1 pseudogene is annotated in these 632 nt (G+C 50.3%); it reads right to left on the reverse strand.

What is annotated here, in order from left to right:
* Nucleotides 1-440 (reverse strand): annotated as a pseudogene (katA, locus tag ACTHUM_RS17365) (catalase KatA); the annotation flags it as partial.
* Between the last annotated feature and the right edge of the window lie 192 nt (nt 441-632).

The raw sequence follows: 632 nt of genomic DNA on the forward strand, positions 1-632 counted from the left end.
TCGGGGAATTTACGCGGGTCGCGCAGGAAGAATACGGGCGTGTTGTTGCCGACCATATCCCAGTTGCCTTCTTCGGTATAGAACTTCAACGCAAAGCCGCGGATGTCGCGTTCCGCATCGGCTGCGCCGCGCTCGCCTGCCACGGTGGTGAAACGGGCGAACATCTCGGTTTTTTTGCCGACTTCGCTGAAGATTTTGGCGCGGGTGTATTTCGTGATGTCGTGTGTCACGGTGAACGTACCGAACGCGCCCGAACCTTTGGCGTGCATACGGCGTTCGGGGATGACTTCGCGCACGAAGTCGGCGAGTTTTTCATTCAGCCACAAATCCTGCGCCAGCAACGGGCCGCGCGCGCCTGCGGTCAGGCTGTTTTGATTGTCGGCAACAGGTGCGCCGTTGTTCATGGTCAGGTGGGTAACTGGGCATTTGGAGGTAGTCATGATGATTTCCTTTGCAAAATGGTCAGTGGTTTATAAAACGATTTGCCGGAAGGCATATTCGTAGCCGGTTTCTTGATTCTCATAAATTTCTTGTATCGACATTTTATTTCCTTTTGCTGTTAACTATTAAAACAACTATACAGAAAGGTTTTAACTATTGGAACTATGAAACCGATTTAGAATAGATATAAC

It is taken from the genome of Neisseria sp. P0021.S006 (assembly GCF_051956895.1).